The 367-nt window shown below is 45.5% G+C and carries 2 rRNA genes; both read right to left on the bottom strand.

Annotated elements, in window-relative coordinates:
• Positions 1 to 116 (bottom strand): 5S ribosomal RNA (gene rrf / locus JCM17207_RS10470); the annotation flags it as partial.
• Between the two features lie 104 nt (positions 117 to 220).
• Positions 221 to 367: ribosomal RNA gene (locus JCM17207_RS10465) — 23S ribosomal RNA — on the bottom strand; the annotation flags it as partial.

Raw genomic sequence — 367 nt, 5'->3', positions numbered from 1 at the left:
GCCGGCGACTACCTATTTTCACAAGCCGTTTCCAGCTAACTATCGTCGGCACAAGTGAGCTTAACTTCTGTGTTCGGAATGGGAACAGGTGGATCCTCACCGTCATCGACACCGGCCATATTTACTGAGTTACCTCAGCGCTTCTCTCTTTAGAAGGACGTGCCTTCAAAACTGAATAATAATCTGCGAAGTGTTGCCAAACAGAGTATCAAGTGAATTTGTGGTCAAGCCCTCGATCTATTAGTACACGCTTGCTGAATGGATCACTCCACTTACACATTGTGCCTATCAACCTTGTAGTCTTCAAGGGATCTTACCTGATTTTTCAGTGGGATATCTTATCTTTGGGTCGGCTTCACGCTTAGAT

It is taken from the genome of Faecalibacterium gallinarum (assembly GCF_022180365.1).
Classification (GTDB): Bacteria; Bacillota; Clostridia; order Oscillospirales; family Ruminococcaceae; genus Faecalibacterium; species Faecalibacterium gallinarum.
Note: the sequence above shows the minus strand (reverse complement) of the source record. Positions and strands in the feature narration are given on the sequence as shown.